The sequence below is a fragment of the Mesorhizobium sp. M2A.F.Ca.ET.043.02.1.1 genome, assembly GCF_003952405.1.
GTDB lineage: Bacteria > Pseudomonadota > Alphaproteobacteria > Rhizobiales > Rhizobiaceae > Mesorhizobium.
In genome coordinates this window covers 2,923,325-2,941,450 of record NZ_CP034445.1, presented here as the reverse complement: position 1 = coordinate 2,941,450, position 18,126 = coordinate 2,923,325, and the positions used below count along the sequence as shown (strand labels likewise).

At 65.2% G+C, this 18,126-nt stretch carries 16 protein-coding genes; 4 read left to right on the top strand and 12 right to left on the bottom strand.

Going from position 1 to position 18,126, the window contains the following annotated elements; genetic code table 11:
• Nucleotides 1-338: 338 nt before the first annotated feature.
• The 6 genes from EJ068_RS13815 to exbB all read right to left on the bottom strand — a co-directional run bounded on the left by EJ068_RS13815 (nt 339) and on the right by exbB (nt 8,279).
• Nucleotides 339-3,425, bottom strand: coding sequence for an AsmA family protein (locus EJ068_RS13815; RefSeq protein ID WP_129554595.1), 3,087 nt, complete (start codon nt 3,423-3,425; stop codon nt 339-341).
• Nucleotides 3,426-3,596: 171 nt separating this feature from the next.
• Nucleotides 3,597-4,082 (bottom strand): hypothetical protein, encoded by a 486-nt coding sequence (locus EJ068_RS13810; RefSeq protein WP_245463414.1) that lies wholly within the window; start codon nt 4,080-4,082, stop codon nt 3,597-3,599.
• A 328-nt stretch (nt 4,083-4,410) separates the two neighbouring features.
• Nucleotides 4,411-5,805, bottom strand: coding sequence for a multicopper oxidase family protein (locus tag EJ068_RS13805; protein WP_127252615.1), 1,395 nt, complete (start codon nt 5,803-5,805; stop codon nt 4,411-4,413).
• A gap of 85 nt (nt 5,806-5,890) precedes the next feature.
• Nucleotides 5,891-6,853: an energy transducer TonB gene (locus EJ068_RS13800; protein WP_127252616.1), complete on the bottom strand. Its 963-nt coding sequence runs from the start codon at nt 6,851-6,853 to the stop codon at nt 5,891-5,893.
• Complete coding sequence (exbD, locus tag EJ068_RS13795; protein WP_127252617.1) at nt 6,850-7,335, bottom strand: TonB system transport protein ExbD; 486 nt, start codon at nt 7,333-7,335, stop codon at nt 6,850-6,852. Before exbD ends, EJ068_RS13800 begins: the two co-directional genes overlap by 4 nt.
• 5 nt (nt 7,336-7,340) lie before the next feature.
• Nucleotides 7,341-8,279 (bottom strand): tonB-system energizer ExbB, encoded by a 939-nt coding sequence (gene exbB, locus EJ068_RS13790; RefSeq protein WP_127252625.1) that lies wholly within the window; start codon nt 8,277-8,279, stop codon nt 7,341-7,343.
• Between the two features lie 224 nt (nt 8,280-8,503).
• Here exbB and EJ068_RS13785 point away from each other — a divergent pair, with 224 nt between their 5' ends.
• The 3 genes from EJ068_RS13785 (at nt 8,504) to EJ068_RS13775 (ending at nt 10,539) form a co-directional block, all read left to right on the top strand.
• Nucleotides 8,504-9,178: an isochorismatase family cysteine hydrolase gene (locus EJ068_RS13785; protein ID WP_127252618.1), complete on the top strand. Its 675-nt coding sequence runs from the start codon at nt 8,504-8,506 to the stop codon at nt 9,176-9,178.
• 130 nt (nt 9,179-9,308) lie between these two features.
• On the top strand, nt 9,309-9,536 hold the full coding sequence (locus EJ068_RS13780; protein ID WP_127252619.1) for an antibiotic biosynthesis monooxygenase: 228 nt from the start codon (nt 9,309-9,311) through the stop codon (nt 9,534-9,536).
• A gap of 88 nt (nt 9,537-9,624) precedes the next feature.
• The gene (locus EJ068_RS13775) at nt 9,625-10,539 is read left to right on the top strand and encodes an RNA polymerase sigma factor (RefSeq protein ID WP_127252620.1); all 915 of its coding nucleotides are present in this window, start codon (nt 9,625-9,627) and stop codon (nt 10,537-10,539) included.
• A gap of 1 nt (nt 10,540) precedes the next feature.
• Here the strand turns inward: EJ068_RS13775 and EJ068_RS13770 are convergent, their stop codons facing one another.
• Together EJ068_RS13770 and EJ068_RS13765 are read right to left on the bottom strand one after the other, a co-directional pair.
• Complete coding sequence (locus EJ068_RS13770) at nt 10,541-11,479, bottom strand: LLM class flavin-dependent oxidoreductase (protein ID WP_127252621.1); 939 nt, start codon at nt 11,477-11,479, stop codon at nt 10,541-10,543.
• A 158-nt stretch (nt 11,480-11,637) separates the two neighbouring features.
• Nucleotides 11,638-11,793 (bottom strand): hypothetical protein, encoded by a 156-nt coding sequence (locus EJ068_RS13765; protein ID WP_095816548.1) that lies wholly within the window; start codon nt 11,791-11,793, stop codon nt 11,638-11,640.
• Nucleotides 11,794-12,072: 279 nt separating this feature from the next.
• Between EJ068_RS13765 and EJ068_RS13760 the strand changes: the two genes are divergently transcribed.
• Nucleotides 12,073-12,840 (top strand): SDR family oxidoreductase, encoded by a 768-nt coding sequence (locus EJ068_RS13760; RefSeq protein WP_127252622.1) that lies wholly within the window; start codon nt 12,073-12,075, stop codon nt 12,838-12,840.
• A gap of 190 nt (nt 12,841-13,030) precedes the next feature.
• Here EJ068_RS13760 and EJ068_RS13755 read toward each other — a convergent pair whose 3' ends face one another.
• The 4 genes from EJ068_RS13755 to EJ068_RS13740 form a co-directional block, all read right to left on the bottom strand.
• On the bottom strand, nt 13,031-13,975 hold the full coding sequence (locus EJ068_RS13755) for an ABC transporter permease (RefSeq protein ID WP_127252623.1): 945 nt from the start codon (nt 13,973-13,975) through the stop codon (nt 13,031-13,033).
• Entirely contained in the window at nt 13,972-15,027 is a 1,056-nt protein-coding gene (locus EJ068_RS13750; protein WP_127252624.1) for an ABC transporter permease, read from the bottom strand. The genes EJ068_RS13755 and EJ068_RS13750 overlap by 4 nt, the downstream gene beginning before the upstream one ends.
• On the bottom strand, nt 15,027-16,547 hold the full coding sequence (locus EJ068_RS13745) for an ABC transporter ATP-binding protein (protein WP_127386310.1): 1,521 nt from the start codon (nt 16,545-16,547) through the stop codon (nt 15,027-15,029). Before EJ068_RS13745 ends, EJ068_RS13750 begins: the two co-directional genes overlap by 1 nt.
• Nucleotides 16,548-16,883: 336 nt before the next feature.
• On the bottom strand, nt 16,884-17,909 hold the full coding sequence (locus EJ068_RS13740; protein ID WP_127253691.1) for a BMP family protein: 1,026 nt from the start codon (nt 17,907-17,909) through the stop codon (nt 16,884-16,886).
• Nucleotides 17,910-18,126: the final 217 nt, after the last annotated feature.

Here is an 18,126-nt window from a genome sequence, read left to right as displayed (position 1 = left end):
GGCAGGCGGCACGCCTTGGAGATTGGCCGAAACGCCTATCGCGTCGTCATTCCAGGGCGGAGCAGGAGCGAAGCTCCGTCGCGAAGACCCTGGAATCCATGCCGTTACCTTCGCCAAGGCGTGCAACGGAGCAGAATTCTGCACCGTGGCGGCGCTTCCAAGTCACGGAATGGATTCTATGGTCTGCGCCGCGTCGCTCGCTCCTTGCTCCGCCATAGAATGACGAGGTCGGGGCGGCTTCAACCAACCCCCGGCGTCGGCGCTGATGTCACGGACATGAACGGAAAATCCTGCGCCAAGACAAACGGCAATCTTTCAAAATCCACGTGTTCGGGGAATTAATTCGCCAGCTGATCGAGAAGCGTGTCTATTTCGCCTTTCTTTGGGGCTTCGGGCGAAGCAGGGGCGGGCTGGGGGTCGGCTTGCGGGTCGACCGGTGCGGGTTCGGCCGCCGGCGCGGCGGCCTCGGTCCCGCTGCTGCTGTCCGAATTTGTCGGCGCCGCGTTTTCCGCATTGCCGTTGTTCGGCGTCACGGGTGGTTCCGGCGCGGCGGGCGGCGCCTTCGGCCGGGGCGCGGCGTTGCGCAGAAGATCGCCGATCAGATCCGCCGCTCCCTTGCCGGACCCGTCGCCGTTCGAGCCCGTTTGGCCCGGGATCAGCTTGTCGAGATTGAGTTTTCCGGTTGGCAGCCCAAGGCGGCTCAATATATCCAGCGCGCTCTGCGGGTCCTTGGCCAACGCGCTCAGGTCCGGGTACACACGGGGCGCGGAGAGCGGGCCCTGGACCACGACCGGCACTCCGATGCCCTTCACGGCAACGTCGCCTCCTTGGCCTGAAAGCGAAGCGACGACGCGCGGGTTGAGACGCATGTCGAGCGTCTGGTCGGCGAGATCAATCCTGCCCGAGCCGTCCATCCGCAGCAGCGGGCCCAGCAGGCTGATGTCCGTCGTCTGCGCGACGCCGTTCTCGATCGCGAACGAGGCGCCGAGCTCGGTGAATGTCGTCTTCTTGGCCTGATCCTGCTTGAAGCCGCCGGCGAGCAGCCCGACCAAATTGTTGTAGACCTCCGCTATGTCGATGCCGCGGAAGGCGCCATCGCTGAATTTTGCCGCCGCCTTGCCGCCGAGCGAGCGAGCAAGCGACTTGGTGGTCTTTCCCGCGCCTGAAATCGCGACCGTCGCATCAAGCGTTCCTTCGATGCGGTCGAAATCAGCCGCATCACGCAGCAAGGGCGCCGCGGCCGCGCCGGTGATTGCGGTGTTGAGGTCCAGGAAAGCGGCGTTGCCGGAGCCGTCGGCGGTCATTTCGGCCGCGATCGTACCGCCATAGAAGGGGCTTTGCGGCAGGTTCAGGTGAGCCTTCCCATCCGTCACCGTCAGGCTGGTCGCCACCGGCCCGGCGAAGACCTTGCCATAGCCGAGCTTGTCGGCCCGGATATCCACTTTGGCATCGATACCCTTGAGGAAGGAGAGATCGACCGGCGCGTCGGTTGCCACGCCCGGTTTCTGCTTGCCGCCGGCTGCGGCACCGCCGCCAGCGAGCGCTGCAAGGTCGAGTTTCGCGAAACTGAGCGACGTCCGGATCGTGAAAGGCTCTCCCAGCTTCACCGAGCCTTGCCCGGACGCCTTGACGCCGTTCAAAGCGATGGTGGCCTTCTGGAAGGAGAATTGCGTTTGGCTAGCGTCGACATCGCCCTTGAAGGCAAAGTCCTGCAGACTGCCGGACGCGCCCTGTCCCAGCCATTGCATCAGCCTGTCGAACGAGGGCGATGTGGCCGAGACCTGGCCCTTGACCGTGCCGCCACCCCCGACAGTGCCGCTTATGCTGCCTTCGAGATATTTGGAGGAGACCGAAAGGCTGATCGGCCCGGACGCATCGGCGACGGAGCCACCGGCCAGAAAGGATGCGGGCGCGACCTGGGACTTGAACGCAACAGCCTGCCCCCGCCAGGCGAGCTTGCCTGTCACATCGACCGGCTTGCCGATGTCGCGAACCTTCGCGTCAAGAGTGAGCCCGGTGATGTCGTTGGCGGTCCGGTCCTGGGCATCGGCAAGCGCCGCAAGCGGAAGCTTGCCTTCGCGTATCCCGACCGTTCCCTGCAGATTGAGGCTGCTGTGGATGCGTTGCGCGGCAAGCCCACGAAAAGCGAATCCCATATCGGCCGTAAGCTTGCCGGACAGCGGCACGGCTTGTCCGGCCAGCTTCGCTATCGAGCCGATGTCCAGCCCCGAGCTCGCAACATTGCCCCGTATGGTCGGAGGCGTTTCAGCGACATTCGTCGAGGCGTTCGCCGTGAGGCTTCCCGCGTCGAGGCCGAAATGCTCCAGCTTTGCCTCGAGATGCCCGTCGCGCAATGTCGCGGCGAGCTGGACATCGGAAGCCCGTATCTTGCCGCTGAGCAACTCATCGATTGTCACGCTGATGTCGGCGTCGAAAGCGGCCAGCATGGCAAGATCAGGCTCTCCGGAGCCGGCCGAAGCTTTGCCCGCGCTGGAACCGCCGTTTCCGAGATCGCTCAAGGCGTCGATATCGACGCGCTTGGCCGCCAGGTCGGCGAAGAAGCGATGCCGCGGCCCGGGCTGAAAGAGCGCGTCCATCTGGAAGCTCTGGTCGCCGATCTCGAACTTCCCGCCCTTGATCTGATAGCTGCCATTGCCGTTGAGCTGGATCTCGCCGCTCGCCTGCAAGGCAGAGAATTTGGCAACCGGCGCCGGATCGAGCCGCGCCTCGACGGCGATTTGGGCCGGCAGCCGTTTCAGAATCGGCCTAAAGGCGGAAAGGCTCCCGCTTATGTCGACGCGACGGCCGTTGCTGGTGCCGGCCAATGAAAACGAGACCTCCCGGTCGAGGTCCGGAACCCTGAGGTCGGCGTCGATCGCCGTCACCTTGGCGGCGTTCCCTGTCGATGCGCCTGAGGTGAGGGTGCCGTTCGTTATGGTCAGCCGGTTGATCGACAGCCGCTCGAGCGTATCGACAATCGCCGCGAAGGGATCAGCCTGAACATCCTTCGGCTCGGGAGCTGGCTCCGCGCTCGCCGAAGCCTCGAGCGCGATTGTCGGATCCGCCAGCGCAACCGACTGAATCTCGAGCTTTTTCGACCATAGCGACGACAGCGTTATCGACGTCGAGAAGCGCGGAGCGGATATCGCGATGTCGCCCGTGCCGGTCGAGAGCGAAATATCATCCGCGACCACCGCCAGCCTGGGCAGCAGCGACAGCCTGACAGGCCCGTCCAGCCGAATGGTCATTCCGGTCGCGGACGACAATCGCCGGCCTAGTTCAGCACGAACCCAGTCGGTCGAGACCAGCGCGGGCAGAAGGAAAAGCAGCCCGACGACAAGAACGACGGCTACGCTGAGTGCGGCGACGATTTTTCTCACATCGACCAGCCAAAAATGATCGGAAGAATCAGTATCGTCGAGCATACATGCTTCCGGCGCCCGACTGAATCCTGCCGAACCAAGGGCTTGGCGCCGGACGAATCCCGGACTGGTCCACGGGACCCGGGGCCGGCATGTTTCGCCTAACGCCTCCCCGGCGCCATTCACCCTGGAGAACGCTGACACAAGCGGAGTCTCGGACCGGCCTCGCTCCACTCACCTGGAAACTGCCCTCGCCTTGTGATTGCGTTGGCGCGCATAGGCCACACAGGCGTCCACCGTGCTGACGCAGAGCGCATCGACGCTGTTCGGCAGATTGTTGTCGCCGGCATAGGAGACCTCGGCGACATGGCCGCCGACCATGCGGATCTGTGTGTTGCAGTAGCCGCCGGGGGCGACATTGACTGACCCGCCGACCGCGGGAATCGCGCCCACGGCCATGGTCGGCACCGCGATGCTGAGGTTGCCGCGCTGCACGGTGCGTTGATAGGTCCAAATCTGGCCGGATGGTCCCGTATCGGCCGTCGCGGTCGGAAAGCCGGCGCACATGCGGACATCGGCCTCGCTGAGACCGACCATCTCCTTGCGGGCGGCGGCCGTGGTGGGGTCGACCTTGGCGATGCTGGATGTATCGTCCGGGATGACGCAGGACGACAGGATGGAGATGCCTGCCGCAACAAAGGCAAGTTTTCGAATACGCAAGGATGTCATGCCGTCGGTTGGAGTTGCGTGCCGCCCCAGCGCCCTCCTGCCTACCTAGGCATTCGGCCAAACGCGTCAACCCGAGACAGGCGCGGAAATGCCGCGCGTTAGAGCGGTTCACCGTTTCGCGGAAACGGCGAACCGCGTTATCTCTTTGTTTTTACGCTATTCCGGACGGAAAACCGCTCACACTTTTCCCGGAATTGCTTTAAAGCGCGTCGCGCTGAAACGGATTCGGGCGACGCGCTTTAAGTCGTTGTTTTGATGATGTCGTTGTCCCAGAACCGCTGCGCACTTCTGGGCGACATGCATTAGTGCACCAATGCGCTCACACCACCCGAAAATAACTCGTCATGCCTGTCTTCTGATGCTCGATGATGTGGCAATGCAGCAGCCAGTCGCCGGGATTGTCGGCGACGAATCCCAGCTGCACCTTCTCGTCGGGCTGGATGAGATAGGTGTCGGAGACGAGCGGCTGCACTGGCCTGGTCGAGGACGACAGCACCTTGAAGCTCATGCCGTGCAAATGGATCGGGTGCGCGTGCGGCGTCAGGTTCTCCATGTCGATGATATAGCTCTTGCCGAGCTTCAGCTCGGCTAGCGGCGCGGTCGGGTCGGGCGTGTCGCCCGGCCACGGCACCTTGTTGATCGCCCAGAAACTGTAACCGAGCGAACCGCAGATGCTGTCGGCCGAAACGTTTTCCGCCGTGGCGCTCAGCGCCAGCGGAATGCGCCTGGCGCTGGAAAGGTCCACCTCCGCCACCGGATTGACTTCCAGCGGGCCGAGATCGCGCAGATCGTGCTTGAGCGATTTGCCGACGGAACGCAGCGTCGCCACGATTTTCGGCTTGGTGCCCCGGACGTCGCGCAGGCTGACGATCGCGCCTTCCTCGTCGGGCATACGGATGGCAAGCTCCAGCCGCTGGCCGGGTCCAATCTGCAAGGCGTCCGGCGTAAACCGCTGCGGCACCGGGTTGCCGTCGAGCGCGATCACCGCCGCCTCGGCGCCGTCGACGCGGAAGGCATAGATACGGGTGACGTCGGTGATGGCGGCGCGCAGCCGCACCAGTCCGCCGGCCGGCGCATCGAATTGCGGCTGTTCGAGCCAATTGGCGGTGCGCACCGTGCCGAAGGTGCCGGCCTTTGCGGCGTCGCGCGGCCGGAACGCCTCGATGAACTGGCCATCGTCGCCGAGCCGCCAGTCGCGCAGGTTGATCACCATTTCGGCGTCGAAGGCGGGGTCCTTCGGGTTCTCGACCACGATCACGCCGGTCAACCCGTGACCCATCTGGATCAGCGTGTTGCAATGCGGGTGGTACCAGAAGGTGCCGGCGTCGGGCGGGGTGAAGGCATAGTCGAAATGGTCGCCCTGATAGACATAGGGCTGGATCAGGAACGGCACGCCGTCCATCTTGTTGGGAACGCGGATACCGTGCCAGTGGATGGTCGTCGGATCATCGATGCCGTTGATCAGCCGCGCGGCAAACGGTTCGCCTTTCCGCATCCTGACGACCGGCGGCGGGCCTGCCTCGCCATAGGTCAGAACATTCTGCGTCGGCGCACCGTCCATCAGCCGCGCCTCGATGCTGGTGGTCTTCAGGATCAGCAGTTCGGGCTTCGCCGCCGCCCAACCGGCCAATCTGCCGACGGTCGCGGCGCCGATCCCGGCGAGTCCGGCGGCAACTGTGGTCTTGAGAAGGGCGCGGCGGGTCAGTGCTGTCATAGGCTTTCAATCGAGACTGTTCTTGGCGCATTGAGGACAAAGCTGAGCGCTTCCGTCAATCGCTCCGAAGCGGTCGGAGCCGTCTTCAATCTTCCAGGAAGAAATACAAAGGCGCGATAACGCTCGTGCCGGCCTTCTCAGCTGGCGGCGCAGGTACGGTAGCGCCCTGGAGAGTTTTGAGCGCGGCCCGGTCTAGATCGGCGTCGCCTGAGGATCGCGCCAATCGTACGGATGTCACTTGCCCGGAGGCAGCTACCGTGAAAACCACATTCGCGGTGCCCTTCGCGCGCCTGAGGCGCGCCGCGCTCGGATAGCGCGTATGCCTTCCTAGCCAGGTATACAGCCGGGACTTCCATTTTGAGTCGTCGCCAGGCTTGGAGTTGCTCCCGGTTGATTTGGGCGCGGCCGCCTTAGCGTCGATGCTCGCCGTCATCGACGTCCTGGGAGCGGATGCTTTTTCTTTTTTCGGCCGCGACTTCGGCTTTTCGACGGGCTTTTTCTCCGCCTTTTTCGTTTCGACGGGCTTTACCGGTTTTTCGTCCGCCTCGACCGGCCGCTTCTCCGGCAAAGGCACGACGACATCGGGGTTGATCGCCTCGACGGGATCCGGCACGACTTCTTCCAGCGGCGGCTGCTCGCTCAGCGCCGCCATCCGCTCGGCCGGTTCGGCCTCTTGTGCCGCCTCGTTTTCGACCGGCGGTTCGGCGACCGGCTCTTCCGCCACCGGCTCCGGCGCCGGGTCGGTCAGGGGTTGCACATCGGTGGGCTTGTCCGTCTCCTCCGCCGCGTCGGGCGGCTCCGGGGTCACCGTGTCCAGCATGGCGGCTTCTTCGGGGATGGCGGGCGTGCTCGGCAGCGGCGCCAGGTCGATCGCCAGGGTCGGCGGCGGCCCGCCGTCCGCATCGGCAAAGCTGAGATTCTGCAAGCCATAGGCAACGGCCACATGCCCGGCAAGAACGATCGCGGCCGCGGCCGTCCAAAGACCGGCGGCGCGCGCGCCGGGGCGCGGCAGCCTGAGCCCGTCCGGAGCGGCGGCCGCTTGCGTCATGGTGCGGCGCTTCCGCTTGCGGCGGGGGCCACGGTTCCGGCGGGCGCGGCGGCGCCAGTTCCGCCCGCCGTTTCCAGCCCGACCAGCGCGACCTTCAGATAGCCGGCGGCGCGCAAGAGGTTCATGACCTCCATCAGGTCGCCATAGCCGACCGTCTTGTCGGCGCGCAGGAAGATGCGCGTCTGCTTGTCGCCCTTGGTGCGGCTGTCGAGCATCCCGGCAAAGGCCGGACGCGGCACGCTGTCATTGCCGATCGCCAGCGTCAGATCGCTTTTCAGCGTCAGGAACAAAGGTGTCTCGGGCCGCGGCGCCGGCGTCGCCGTCGATCCGGGCAAGTCGACATTGACATCGACGGTGGCGAGGGGTGCCGCGACCATGAAGATGATCAGAAGCACCAGGATCACGTCGATGAATGGCGTGACGTTGATGTCGTGGCTTTCCTCAAGATCGTCGCCGGAGGTCTCGCGAATCCGCGCCGCCATCGCCGCTACTCCGCCGCCATCGCCGCTGCCGGCGGCACCGTGCGGAAATCGAGGTCGCGGCTGACCAGCCGCTCGACGCCGGCTGAGGCGTCGGCGAGGATCTGTTTGTAGCCGGCTATCGAGCGCGCGAAGACGTTGTAGATGACGACCGCCGGGATGGCCGCGACAAGGCCCATCGCGGTCGCAAGCAGCGCCTCGGCGATGCCCGGCGCCACCACGGCGAGGTTGGTGGTCTGCGCCTGCGAGATACCGATGAAGGCGTTCATGATGCCCCAGACGGTGCCGAACAGGCCGACAAAGGGCGCCGTCGAGCCGATGGTGGCGAGCAGGCCGGTGCCGCGCGACATGCGCCGCGCCGCCGTCGCCTCGATGCGCGAGAGCCTGGAAGCGACGCGTTCCTTCAGGCCGTCGCCGGAAACGTGGTCGAGCGCGCCGGCCGATAGCGCCCGTTCCTCTTCCGCCGCCCGCACCAGAAGCGCGCCCGGACCGCCGCTATGGCCGAGTTCCCGGCGGGCCTGGGTCAGCGTCGCGGCATTGCCGATCGCATCGGCGGCGCGGCGGGCCCTCAGCTTGCCGCCGAAGACCTCCAGCGACTTGGCAAGCCAGATCGTCCAGGTGACGAGAGAGGCGAAGGCCAGCCCGACCATGACCGCCTTCACGACGATGTCGGCATTCATGAACATGCCCCAGGGCGACAGGTCATGCGGCAGTGTCAGCGCGATGGAAGGCTCTTCACCGACGGCGCCGTTCGGAGCCGGCTGGAGGCCCTGCGCCATCGGCGTGGCGGCGGGCGCCGCCGGCGCCTGCTCGATTGGCTCCTGCGCGGCGGGTGCTATCGGCTGCCCAGCCGGCGCCTGCGTCGCCGGCTGTTCTTGCGCCCCGGCGATGCCGGCCGAAAGAATGAGGGACACGGCCAGCGCCGCGAAAATACCGTTCCAGGACAAGGCTCGTCCTCGCTTCATCATCGCAATGCGGTGGCCGCCATTGAGATCAGACACAGGGCGAGCCATGGCAGTTGACTATGAAACATGAATTTCCGAGTCAACTATAAAGATGACTGTGCGATCAACAATCTACGATGCGCCGATGCCACCTGGGTACGCTGCGGGCTGGACCGCAGGTCTGCTAGCGAGCACGATGCACCGACAACGACCAAAGCAGGTGACCGATGATCAAGGCGATACCCTTCGACTTTCCCTATGACGGCAGGCTGGAGCCGCAGCATGCGGCGCTGCTGGTCATCGATCTGCAGGAGGATTTCCTGTCGCCGACCGGCTATTTCGCCAGGAAAGGCTATGATCCGGCGCCGTTGAGAGCCATCCTGCCGGCGGTGAACCGGCTGATTGCCGCGGCTCGCGCCGCGGGCATCATCATCATCCACACAAGGCAAGGCTACCGCGCCGACATGGCCGACATGACGCCTTACGAGAAATGGCGCCGCAAGCGGGCCGGCCTCGACGGCACCGATGTCATGCTGCGCTCGGGCCCGGGCTTCCAGATCGCCGCCGATGTCGACGTGGCGCCGCAGGACATCATCATCGACAAGACCTGCAACAGCGCCTTCACCTATACGGATATGGAGATGGTGCTGCGCGCCCGGGACATAACGCATCTGCTTTTCACCGGCTGCACGACGGATGTGTGCGTGCACACCACGTTGCGCGAGGCCTGCGACCGCAACTTCCAATGCCTGACGGTTTCGGACGCCTGCGCCAGCGGTGACCAGTATGCGCACGAAGCGGCGCTGCACATGGTGACGGTCGAGGACGGGATCTTCGGCGCGCTGGCGGATTCGGAGGCCGTCATCGCCGCGTTGCGGCAACTCGCGGACGCGGCGCGCTGAAGATTATTTCGGGGTCTCATCGAGAATTTTCGCCCCGCCGTTCTGTTTGCGGTTCCGCCTTCGTCTTGAGGGTCGTAACAGGTGTGAGAGCCACGACCGCCTCCGCCATCAGCATAAACGGAGCCGAGCCATGTCGACCACAGTGACCCTGATCAACGTCTTCACCGCCAAGCCGGGCAAGCAGCAGGAACTCGCCAGGACGCTCGCCGAAGGCAACTTCTTCAGCAAGCAGCCGGGCTCGCTGTCGTCATCCGTGGTCGTCGGCGGCGACGGCAGCAAGGTCGCCAACATCTCGCAATGGCGTTCGGCAAGGACATCGCGGCCTTCCGCGCCGATCCCCACTTCGCCGACTACATAAAGAGCATCGTTGAGCTGGCCGCGGGCGAGAGCATAATGGGCCACACGACCTATTCCCATACGGGTGGCGTAGAAAACTAGGAGGTTGCGTGACCGGTTCGCAGGATCAGGCCGTTGCGGCGACCGAGTCCCGCCTCCGCGCCTTCGAGCGCGAGGCCGCTTCGCTGAGAGCCAGGCTGCACCGCTACGCGTCACGCATGGTCGGATCGGTCATCGATGGCGAGGACATCGTCCAGGAGGCTTTGGCCAAAGGCTTCGTTGCGATCAGGAATGGCGACATGCCCGATAGGACCGAACCCTGGCTGTTTCGCATCGCGCACAACGCGGCGCTCGATTTCCTGCGCAAGCGCGCCCGCTTGCGGGGCCGCGAAAGCGAGGTCGAGCTCGACACGATCGCCGACGAGAATTCGGCGCTGGACGCGCGCATCGCCGCCGAGGCGAGCCTGGCCGAGCTGATGCAGCTGCCGCCGGCGCAACGGTGCGCGGTCGTGCTGAAGGATGTGCTCGGCCACAGCCTGGAAGAGATCGGCGAAATCCTCGAAACATCCGACATGGCGATCAAGGGCGCGCTGCAGCGCGGGCGCGAAAGCTTGCGCAAGCTGGCGGCCGCGCCGCGCATGGCGCCGCCCCGTCCGGCGCTCGACCGGCAGGACATGCGCCGCTTGGGCGACTATGTAGTTGCCTTCAACGCCAGGGATTTCGATACGCTGCGCGGCCTTTTGGCCGAGGACGTCAAGCTGGAGCTGGTCAATCGGCTGCGCGCGGACGGCAAGGAATATGTCGGCAATTATTTCGGCCGCTATGCCGACGAAACGCATTGGCATTTCGCGACCGGCCTTGTCGAAGGCCGGCCCGCCATCCTGGTCACCAGCCCGGAGCGTCCGGACGGACCGCCGCGCTACTTCATCCTCATCGATTGGAAGGACAGCCGGATCGCCGGCATCCGCGATTTCCTGTTCGCGGATTACGTGATGGACGGGCTGGAGTACTCCGGCACGCCGTGACTCAGCCTATGCGGTGTTCCGCAAAGGGGGATGAGGCAAACGCACCCGGTTGCGGAATTTCCGCCTCGCGGCGCGCCAGCGAATTCGCGAGCAGCGTGATCGTCTCGCGCCCAATGCGGACGATCTCGCCCGGACGGTCGATGCCGCTGATCATGAATTCCTCGATGCCGAGCGCCGCATAGGGCAAAAGCGCCAGGGCAATCCGCGCCGGCGGCCCGGCGATCTCGACCGCCTTGTGATCCGGGGTTCCGCTCCAGCCATCCGCGTGGATGCGGACCGGCAGCGCGAAGCGCAACCTGCCGGCGCGGCCGTGCTCGGCGGCGGCGCCGCGCGCACGCTCGATCAATTGCCGCACCTCGTCCGGCGAGCCGGCGGCCAGTTCGAAGACATCGGCATGCTTGCCGGCCACCTTCAGCGCGGTGCCCGATTGGCCGCCAAGCCGGATGACGAGATCGGCGCCATGCGGGCCCTTGCGAGGCACGAAGCCGCCCCTGACGCTGTAGAAGGCGCCTTCATGGTCGAAGGGCCTGTCGTTCGACCACAGGCGCTTCAGCAGCACCAGATATTCGTCGATGCGCTGCCAAACCACGCTGTGGCCAACCGGTCGCGCCTCGGCATCGCTGTCTTCCAGCGGCTCGCTCAGCATGCGAAGCGACAGGCGTCCGCCGCCTCTGCGGTCGAGCGCGGCAAGCTGCCTTGCCGCCACCGTCGGCTCGATCACGCCGGCCCAATGCGTCAACACCACCTCCAGCGAACCGGTGCGGTCGAGCGTCTGCGCGGCGATGTCCATATTGGTGAGCAGGCCGGCCGGATCGTCCACCACCAGCCTGCGGAAACCGGCATCCTCGATCAGCGACAGTTTGGTCGCCGTCTCGGCGAAATCATAGAAGAAGCCGCCATTGACAGCCTTACCGGGAACATGCGTGAACTCGATCGGCATTGCCATCTCCTCCATCACGTCGGCTTGCCCCGCTCCAAAGCCTTTTAAACCAAATCCGAGGACGCAGGCGCGCGACACCGCCCCGGCGCTCGGCCAGCTTTCCACTCCGGTTACGCAACTCAGATTGTTTTGACGGCGGGTCTCGGCCCGCCTTGAAATCAGGGGATCAACCCCAGCACCACCGCGCCGGTGAACACGAATGCAAGCGCGAAGACGAGATAGGCGAAGGTACCGCCATAGGCGGGCCTCCAGCTCTGGTCGGCGGTCAGCCTTTGGCCCTTGCGGGCGGTCTGAGCGTTCTGGATATAGGACATATCGGCCTCCGTCTCAGCGCTTAATCTATAAAGTAAGTAGACTTTGTCGATTGCTATTTTTCAAGGATTTTTGGGAGAATGTTCTCAGGGATGGTGCAATCCAGGGTAATTCGTGCTCCTCCAGAGTGGAAGATCCAGCGAGCAAGCGGAGCATGGGCTGCCCGACAAATGCCTGGAACCACGGACTTTCAGTGGCAAAACGGCCTCCTTTGAGCGCTTGGCTATTCCCCGCGCGAGGCGATAGCATCTAAAACACTCACGGAATCCAGGGAGACAAAAATGGGTGGAAGGCTGGCGGGCAAGGTCGCCATCGTTTCGGGCGGCGCGACGGGGATGGGCGGGGCGGCTTCCGAGCTGTTCGCCGCCGAAGGCGCCAAGGTGGCGATCGTCGACCGCAATGGCGAGGCGGCCGGCAAGACCGCGGCGGCGATCCGGGCGCGGGGCCATGTGGCGGAGCATTTCGTGGCCGATGTTTCGGATGAGGCGCAGGTCGAGGCGGCGGTGAAAGCGGCGACGGATGAGCTCGGTCCGGTCACGGTGCTGTTCAACCATGCCGGCACGATCGTGATCAAGCCCTTCCTGGAGACGACGCTGCAGGAATGGGACTGGCTGCATGCCGTCAATGTCCGCTCGATGTTCCTGATGACGCGCGCGGTGCTGCCCGGCATGATCGCCGCCGGCGGCGGCTCGATCGTCTGCACTTCCTCAATCTCGGCGGTGGCGGCGACGCCGAACGAGGTGCTCTACGACACCACAAAAGGCGCCTGCCACATGTTCGCGCGGGCCATAGCGGTGGAATTCCGTGACCGCAACATCCGCTGCAACGCCGTCTGCCCCGGGTTCATCCGCACGCCGCACGGTCTGCGCGAAGTGGCCGATCTCGGCAAGCTCGGCGTCGATGTCTCCGATGCCGCCATGGCCGCGCAACAGGGCCGCATCGGCGAGCCCGAGGAAGTGGCTAAGGCCGCGCTGTTTTTGGCCAGCGACGAGTCCAGCTTCGTCAATGGCGCGCATCTGTTTGTCGACAACGCGTTCACGGCGATATGAGGCTTTTCCTCGCCCCACGAAAGTGGGGAGAGGTGGCTCGGCGGAGCCGAGACGGGGAGGGGACGCCCTGCGTGAAGCCAGAACCGGCTGAGAATTTGGCGCAAACGCGTCGCCAAAAGAGCAACCGTCGACGCAGACCCCTCTCCGGCCGCTTCGCGCCACCTCTCCCCCGCCTTGCGGGGCAAGGAAATTACCGCTCCTCCCTCCGAAACGGCTTCAGCAGCGCCGAAGGTGCCACTGCGTTGCGCGACATGAAGGCCATGGCGACGATGGTGAAGATGAAGGGCAGCATCAGGAAGGCTTCGTAGGCGATGTGGCCGAGGCCGCTGGCCTGCATCCTCAGCTGCAGCGCGTCGACGAAGGCGAAGAGCAGCGCCGCGCCTGCCGAACGCCACGGATCCCAGCGGCCGAACACGACCAGCGCGATCGCCACCCAGCCGCGCCCGGAGACGACGCCGAATGTGAAGGCATTGAACTGCGCCATGGTGAGGAAGGCGCCGGCAAGCCCCATCAGCGCGCCACCGAGGATAACCGCCTGGAAGCGTGTCGCGATGACGCTGACGCCGGCCGAATCCGCCGCGCGCGGGTTTTCGCCGACCATGCGCACCGACAGCCCCCATGGCGTGCGGTAGAGCACGAAGGCGGCGAGCGGAATGGCGACGATGGCGAGATAGACGAGGGTGAACTGGTTGAACACGGCAGGGCCGATCACCGGTATGTCCGAGAGCAGCGGGATCGGCGCCGGCTTGAAGCCGTCGATGCTGGGCGGCACCGATTGCTGGCCGAAGATCAACCGGTAGAGGAAATAGGCAAGGCCCGAGCAGAACAGGGTCACGCCGATGCCGCAGACATGTTGGCTGAGGCCCAGCGCGACGGTGAACAGCGCGTGCAGGGCGCCCATCAGCGCGCCGACCAGCACGGCCACCAGCACGCCCAGCCACAGGCTGCCGCTGAGGCTGGCGGCGGTGAAACCGGCCATGGCCGAGAGCAGCATGATGCCTTCGATGCCGAGATTGAGCACGCCGGCGCGTTCGGAAAACATTTCGCCGAGTGTGGCGAAAGCGAGCGGCGTGGCGATGCGGATGATGGCGGCGAGGAAGCCGACCTGGAAAATCTGCTCGAACACCGCGCTCATGTCTGCGCTCCCACGCGGCGGACGCGGTAGGCGGTGAAGAGCAGCGCCACCAGCATGGCAAGCAGCGCCGTGCCCTGGATGACGTCGCTCAGGAAGGCCGGCACGCCGGTTGCGCGCGACATCGCTTCGGCGCCGGTCATCACGGCGGCCAGGAAGATCGCCGCCGGCACCACGCCGAGAGGGTTGAGCCTGGCGAGCATGGCGACGACGATGCCGGAATAGCCATAGCCCGGCGAGATGTCGCTCATCACCTGGAAATGCACGCCGCCAACCTCGCCGACGCCGGCGAGCCCGGCGAGCGCACCCGACAGCAGCGCCGTCGAGAGCAGCACGCGCTGCACGCTGATGCCGCCATAGCGGGCGGCTTCCGGATTTTCGCCGGTGACGCGGATCCTAAAGCCGAGCGTGGTGCGGGCGATCAGGAACCAGCAAAGCGGCGCTGCGATCAGCGCCACGACGACGCCGAGATGCAGCCGCGTGCCTTCGATCAGCACCGGGAAGTTGGCGGAATCCTCGATCGGTGGCGAGATCGGGTAGCCGGAAAAGGTGTCCTTCCACGGCCCTTCGATCAGCGCCATCAGCGCGTAATAGATGACCGAGTTTAGCAGCAGCGAGCTCACCACGTCGTCGACTTTGAATTTGATGCGCAACGTCGCCGGCACCAGCGCCACGAGCGCGCCGGCGGCGGCGCCTACAATCGCCATCAACAGCATGGCGAGGGTGCCCGGCATCGGGATCGCGCCGACAAAGCAGCTCGCCACCGCGCCGGCGAGCAGCTGGCCCTCGGCGCCGATGTTCCAGAATTTGGCGCGGAAGGCGATCGCCACGGCAAGGCCGGTGAAGATCATCGGGGCGGCGCGCACTAGGGTCTCGGTGATGGCGTAGCTGTCGCCGAGCGAGGCCGACAGCATGACGCCATAGGCCTCGATCACGCCGGCGCCGGCGATGGCGATCAGGCCACTGCACAGAATGAGCGTCGCGGCGATGGCGATCAGCGGCAGCGCCAGATTGAACCAGGCGGGTGTCGAGGTGCGGGCTTCGAGGCGAAACATCAGGCCGCCTCCTCGGTCTGCCCGGCGCCGGTCATCATCAAGCCGAGCCTGGTGACGGTGGCATCGGCGCTGATAAGCGTGCCGGCGATGCGGCCCTCATACATCACCGCGATGCGGTCCGAGAGCATCAGCAATTCCTCGAGGTCTTCGCCGATGACGATGATGCCGCAGCCTTTGGCGCGCATCGCGAGGAATTTCTCGTGGATGAAGCGGGCGGCGCCGATGTCGAGGCCGCGCGTCGGCTGCGAGACGATCAGCACTTTCGGGTCGAAGGCGAGCTCGCGTGCCAAAAGCGCCTTCTGCAGGTTGCCGCCGGAGAGCGCGCCGGCGCGCACCATCGGGCCAGGGCAGCGTATGTCGTAGGCCTTGATCTGTTCTTCGGCGAAGGCGCGGATCGCCGCCGGGTTGAGCAGGCCTTTGCGGCTGAAGGCCTCGGTGCCGATCCGCGGCAGAACCATGGAATCGGCTAGAGGCAGGTTGGTGACCAGTCCGGTGGTCATGCGGTCTTCCGGGATGCGGCCGAGGCCAAGCGCCTGCAGCTCGCGCGGCGAGAATTGCGTCACCGTTTTGCCGGCTATCGTCATCGTGCCGGCCCTTGGCGGCAGCATGCCGGAGATGACATCGGCCAGCGCCCGCTGGCCGTTGCCGGAGACGCCGGCGATGCCGAGTATCTCGCCCGCCCGGACGACCAGCGAGACGTCGCGCAGCGGCGTGCCGGCATGGCCGGCGGTGGAGATGCCGTCGAGCATCAGCACGGCGGCGCCGGGCGTCGAAGCCTCCTTGACCGGTGGGACGATTTCGTGGCCGCACATCAGTCTGGCCATCTCGGCCAAGGTGGTTTCTGCCGGGTGGTCGACGCGGCCGGCGACCTTGCCATGGCGCAGCACGACGCAGCGATGGGTGAGCGCCCGGACCTCGTTCAGCTTATGCGAGATGAAGATGATGCCGAGCCCCTGCGCCGCCATCGAGCGCAGGGCGGCGAACAGGCCGTCTACTTCGCTTGGCGCCAGCACGGCAGTCGGCTCGTCGAGGATCAAAAGCTTCGCGCCGCGAAACAGCGCCTTGATGATCTCCAGCCGCTGCTGCTCACCGACCGACAGCGCCGACACCGGCAGGTTCGGATCGAGGCTCAGCCCATACTGCCGGCTGATTTCGGTGAGCCGGGCGAGCCCGCGCGCACGGTCGATGCGGCCGGATTTGCCGGGAATGCCGATCAGCAGGTTTTCCAGCACCGTGAGGCGCGGCGCGAGGTGGAAATGCTGATGCACCATGCCGATGCCGGCGGCGAGCGCATCGGCCGAATTGTGGATGGCGACGGGCCGTCCTTCGACCAGGATCTCGCCGGCGTCCGGCGCGTAGGCGCCGAACAGCACGTTCATCAGCGTCGTCTTGCCTGCGCCATTCTCGCCAAGCAGGCCGAGGATTTCGCCGGGTGCGACGCTGAGGTCGACGGCCTCGTTCGCCTTGACGGCGCCGAAGCTCTTGGTGATGCCGCGCATTTCGATGAGTGGGGCGGACAAGGGTGCTCCCTGGATTTGCGATCCGGCTAACCGCCTAAAGCGCGTCGCGATCTTTCAGATGCGCTCCACGCGCTTTAGGTTTTGATTTTACGCATGTCTTTATCCCGAAACCGGTTCCCACTTTCGGGAGACATGCTTTAGGGCAGCGCGAGGCCCCCCTCTCTGGCCTGCCGGCCATCTCCCCCTCAAGGGGGGAGATCAGATGTCACGCCGGCTTTCGTCAACTTTCAACGTTGAAAAGATCGAGCGCCGTCAATGAAACTGCCGATCTCCCCCCTCGAAGGGGGAGATGTCCGGCAGGACAGAGAGGGGGCCTCGCGCCACCCTCAAAATGCATCAATCCGAAACCGGCGTGTTCTCGTCGACGTCGACGCGGAAATTGCCTTCGAGGATCTCGGCCTTTTTCTTCTCGACCAGTTCCTTCACCTCGGCGGGCAGCGTCTTGTCGAACTTGTGGTAGGGCGCCAGATACGAGCCGCCCTTGGCCATGCGCGAGAAATCGCCATAGTCCTGCGCGGTGAAGACGCCGGCCTTGACCAGCTTGATCGCCTGCTCGACCGTCGGATACATGTCCCAGACCGGGCCTGTGATCACCGTATCTGGCCCGAGGCTCGACTGGTCGGACATGTTGGAGATGGCGTAGATCTTCTTCTCCACTGCCGCCTCGATGACGCCGAAGCGCTCGGCATAGATGACGTCGACGCCGGCGTCGATCTGCGCGACGGCCGCTTCCTTGGCCTTGGGCGGATCGAAGAAGGAGCCGATGAAGGCGACCTTCTTCTTGACGTTCGGATTGACCTCCTTGGCTCCGGCGAAGAAGGCGTTGACCAGGCGGTTCACTTCCGGAATGCCCATTGCCGCGACGGCGCCGACCGTGCCGGACTTCGACATCTTGCCGGCGATCATGCCGGAGAGATAGGCCGGCTCATGGATCCAGTTGTCGAAGACGCCGAAATTGGGCTCGGCCGGGCCGGCGCCGGAGCCGAACAGCCAGGCGGTCTTCGGGAATTGCTTGGCGGTCTTTCGCGATTCGCGCTCGGCGGCGAAGGCGTCGCCCAGCACCAACTGGTAGCCGCCCTGCGCATATTCGCGCATGACGCGGCTGAAGTCGGCGGTCTGCACCTTTTCCGACCATTTGTATTCGATGCCCAGTTCCTTCTCGGCCTTCTGCAGGGCGACATGGATCTGGTTGTCCCACGGCTCCTCGATCGGCGTGGCGAAGATCGCCGCCACCTTCAGCTTCTTGTCCTTGGCGAAGGCCGCGCTGGGCAGCACGGTGGCCGCGAGGCCGAGCGCGCCAAGTTCCAGCAGGTTGCGCCGCGACAGGCCGGCGCGTTGCGTTTTGCTACGGTCGTTTTCCATGAAGTGCCCCTCTGTTCGACAGCCGTGTCGAGCCGGCCGTTCCAAAAATGTCAGACGCCGGGGACTATGGAACGGTGGGTGAGATTTGTCCACATGGTCAAATTTGGTTGCGCTTTCGCGTTCGTCATCCACGGGCGGGGCAAGGAGCGAAGCGACGCGCGCAGACCCGAGGATCCGCTCCTCAACGGCGCAGAACCAGCAACGGCTGCGCCAATGC

What these genes read in the sequence shown, in the direction of transcription:
- EJ068_RS13785 (WP_127252618.1), top strand. Translation starts at nt 8,504, where the DNA reads ATGATCAAGGCGATACCCTTCGACTTTCCCTATGACGGCAGGCTGGAG.
- exbD (WP_127252617.1), bottom strand. Translation starts at nt 7,335, where the DNA reads ATGGCGGCGCGGATTCGCGAGACCTCCGGCGACGATCTTGAGGAAAGC.
- EJ068_RS13765 (WP_095816548.1), bottom strand. Translation starts at nt 11,793, where the DNA reads ATGTCCTATATCCAGAACGCTCAGACCGCCCGCAAGGGCCAAAGGCTG.
- EJ068_RS13815 (WP_129554595.1), bottom strand. Translation starts at nt 3,425, where the DNA reads ATGCTCGACGATACTGATTCTTCCGATCATTTTTGGCTGGTCGATGTG.
- EJ068_RS13800 (WP_127252616.1), bottom strand. Translation starts at nt 6,853, where the DNA reads ATGACGCAAGCGGCCGCCGCTCCGGACGGGCTCAGGCTGCCGCGCCCC.
- EJ068_RS13750 (WP_127252624.1), bottom strand. Translation starts at nt 15,027, where the DNA reads ATGTTTCGCCTCGAAGCCCGCACCTCGACACCCGCCTGGTTCAATCTG.
- EJ068_RS13770 (WP_127252621.1), bottom strand. Translation starts at nt 11,479, where the DNA reads ATGCCGATCGAGTTCACGCATGTTCCCGGTAAGGCTGTCAATGGCGGC.
- EJ068_RS13780 (WP_127252619.1), top strand. Translation starts at nt 9,309, where the DNA reads ATGTCGACCACAGTGACCCTGATCAACGTCTTCACCGCCAAGCCGGGC.
- EJ068_RS13755 (WP_127252623.1), bottom strand. Translation starts at nt 13,975, where the DNA reads ATGAGCGCGGTGTTCGAGCAGATTTTCCAGGTCGGCTTCCTCGCCGCC.
- EJ068_RS13740 (WP_127253691.1), bottom strand. Translation starts at nt 17,909, where the DNA reads ATGGAAAACGACCGTAGCAAAACGCAACGCGCCGGCCTGTCGCGGCGC.
- EJ068_RS13760 (WP_127252622.1), top strand. Translation starts at nt 12,073, where the DNA reads ATGGGTGGAAGGCTGGCGGGCAAGGTCGCCATCGTTTCGGGCGGCGCG.
- EJ068_RS13805 (WP_127252615.1), bottom strand. Translation starts at nt 5,805, where the DNA reads ATGACAGCACTGACCCGCCGCGCCCTTCTCAAGACCACAGTTGCCGCC.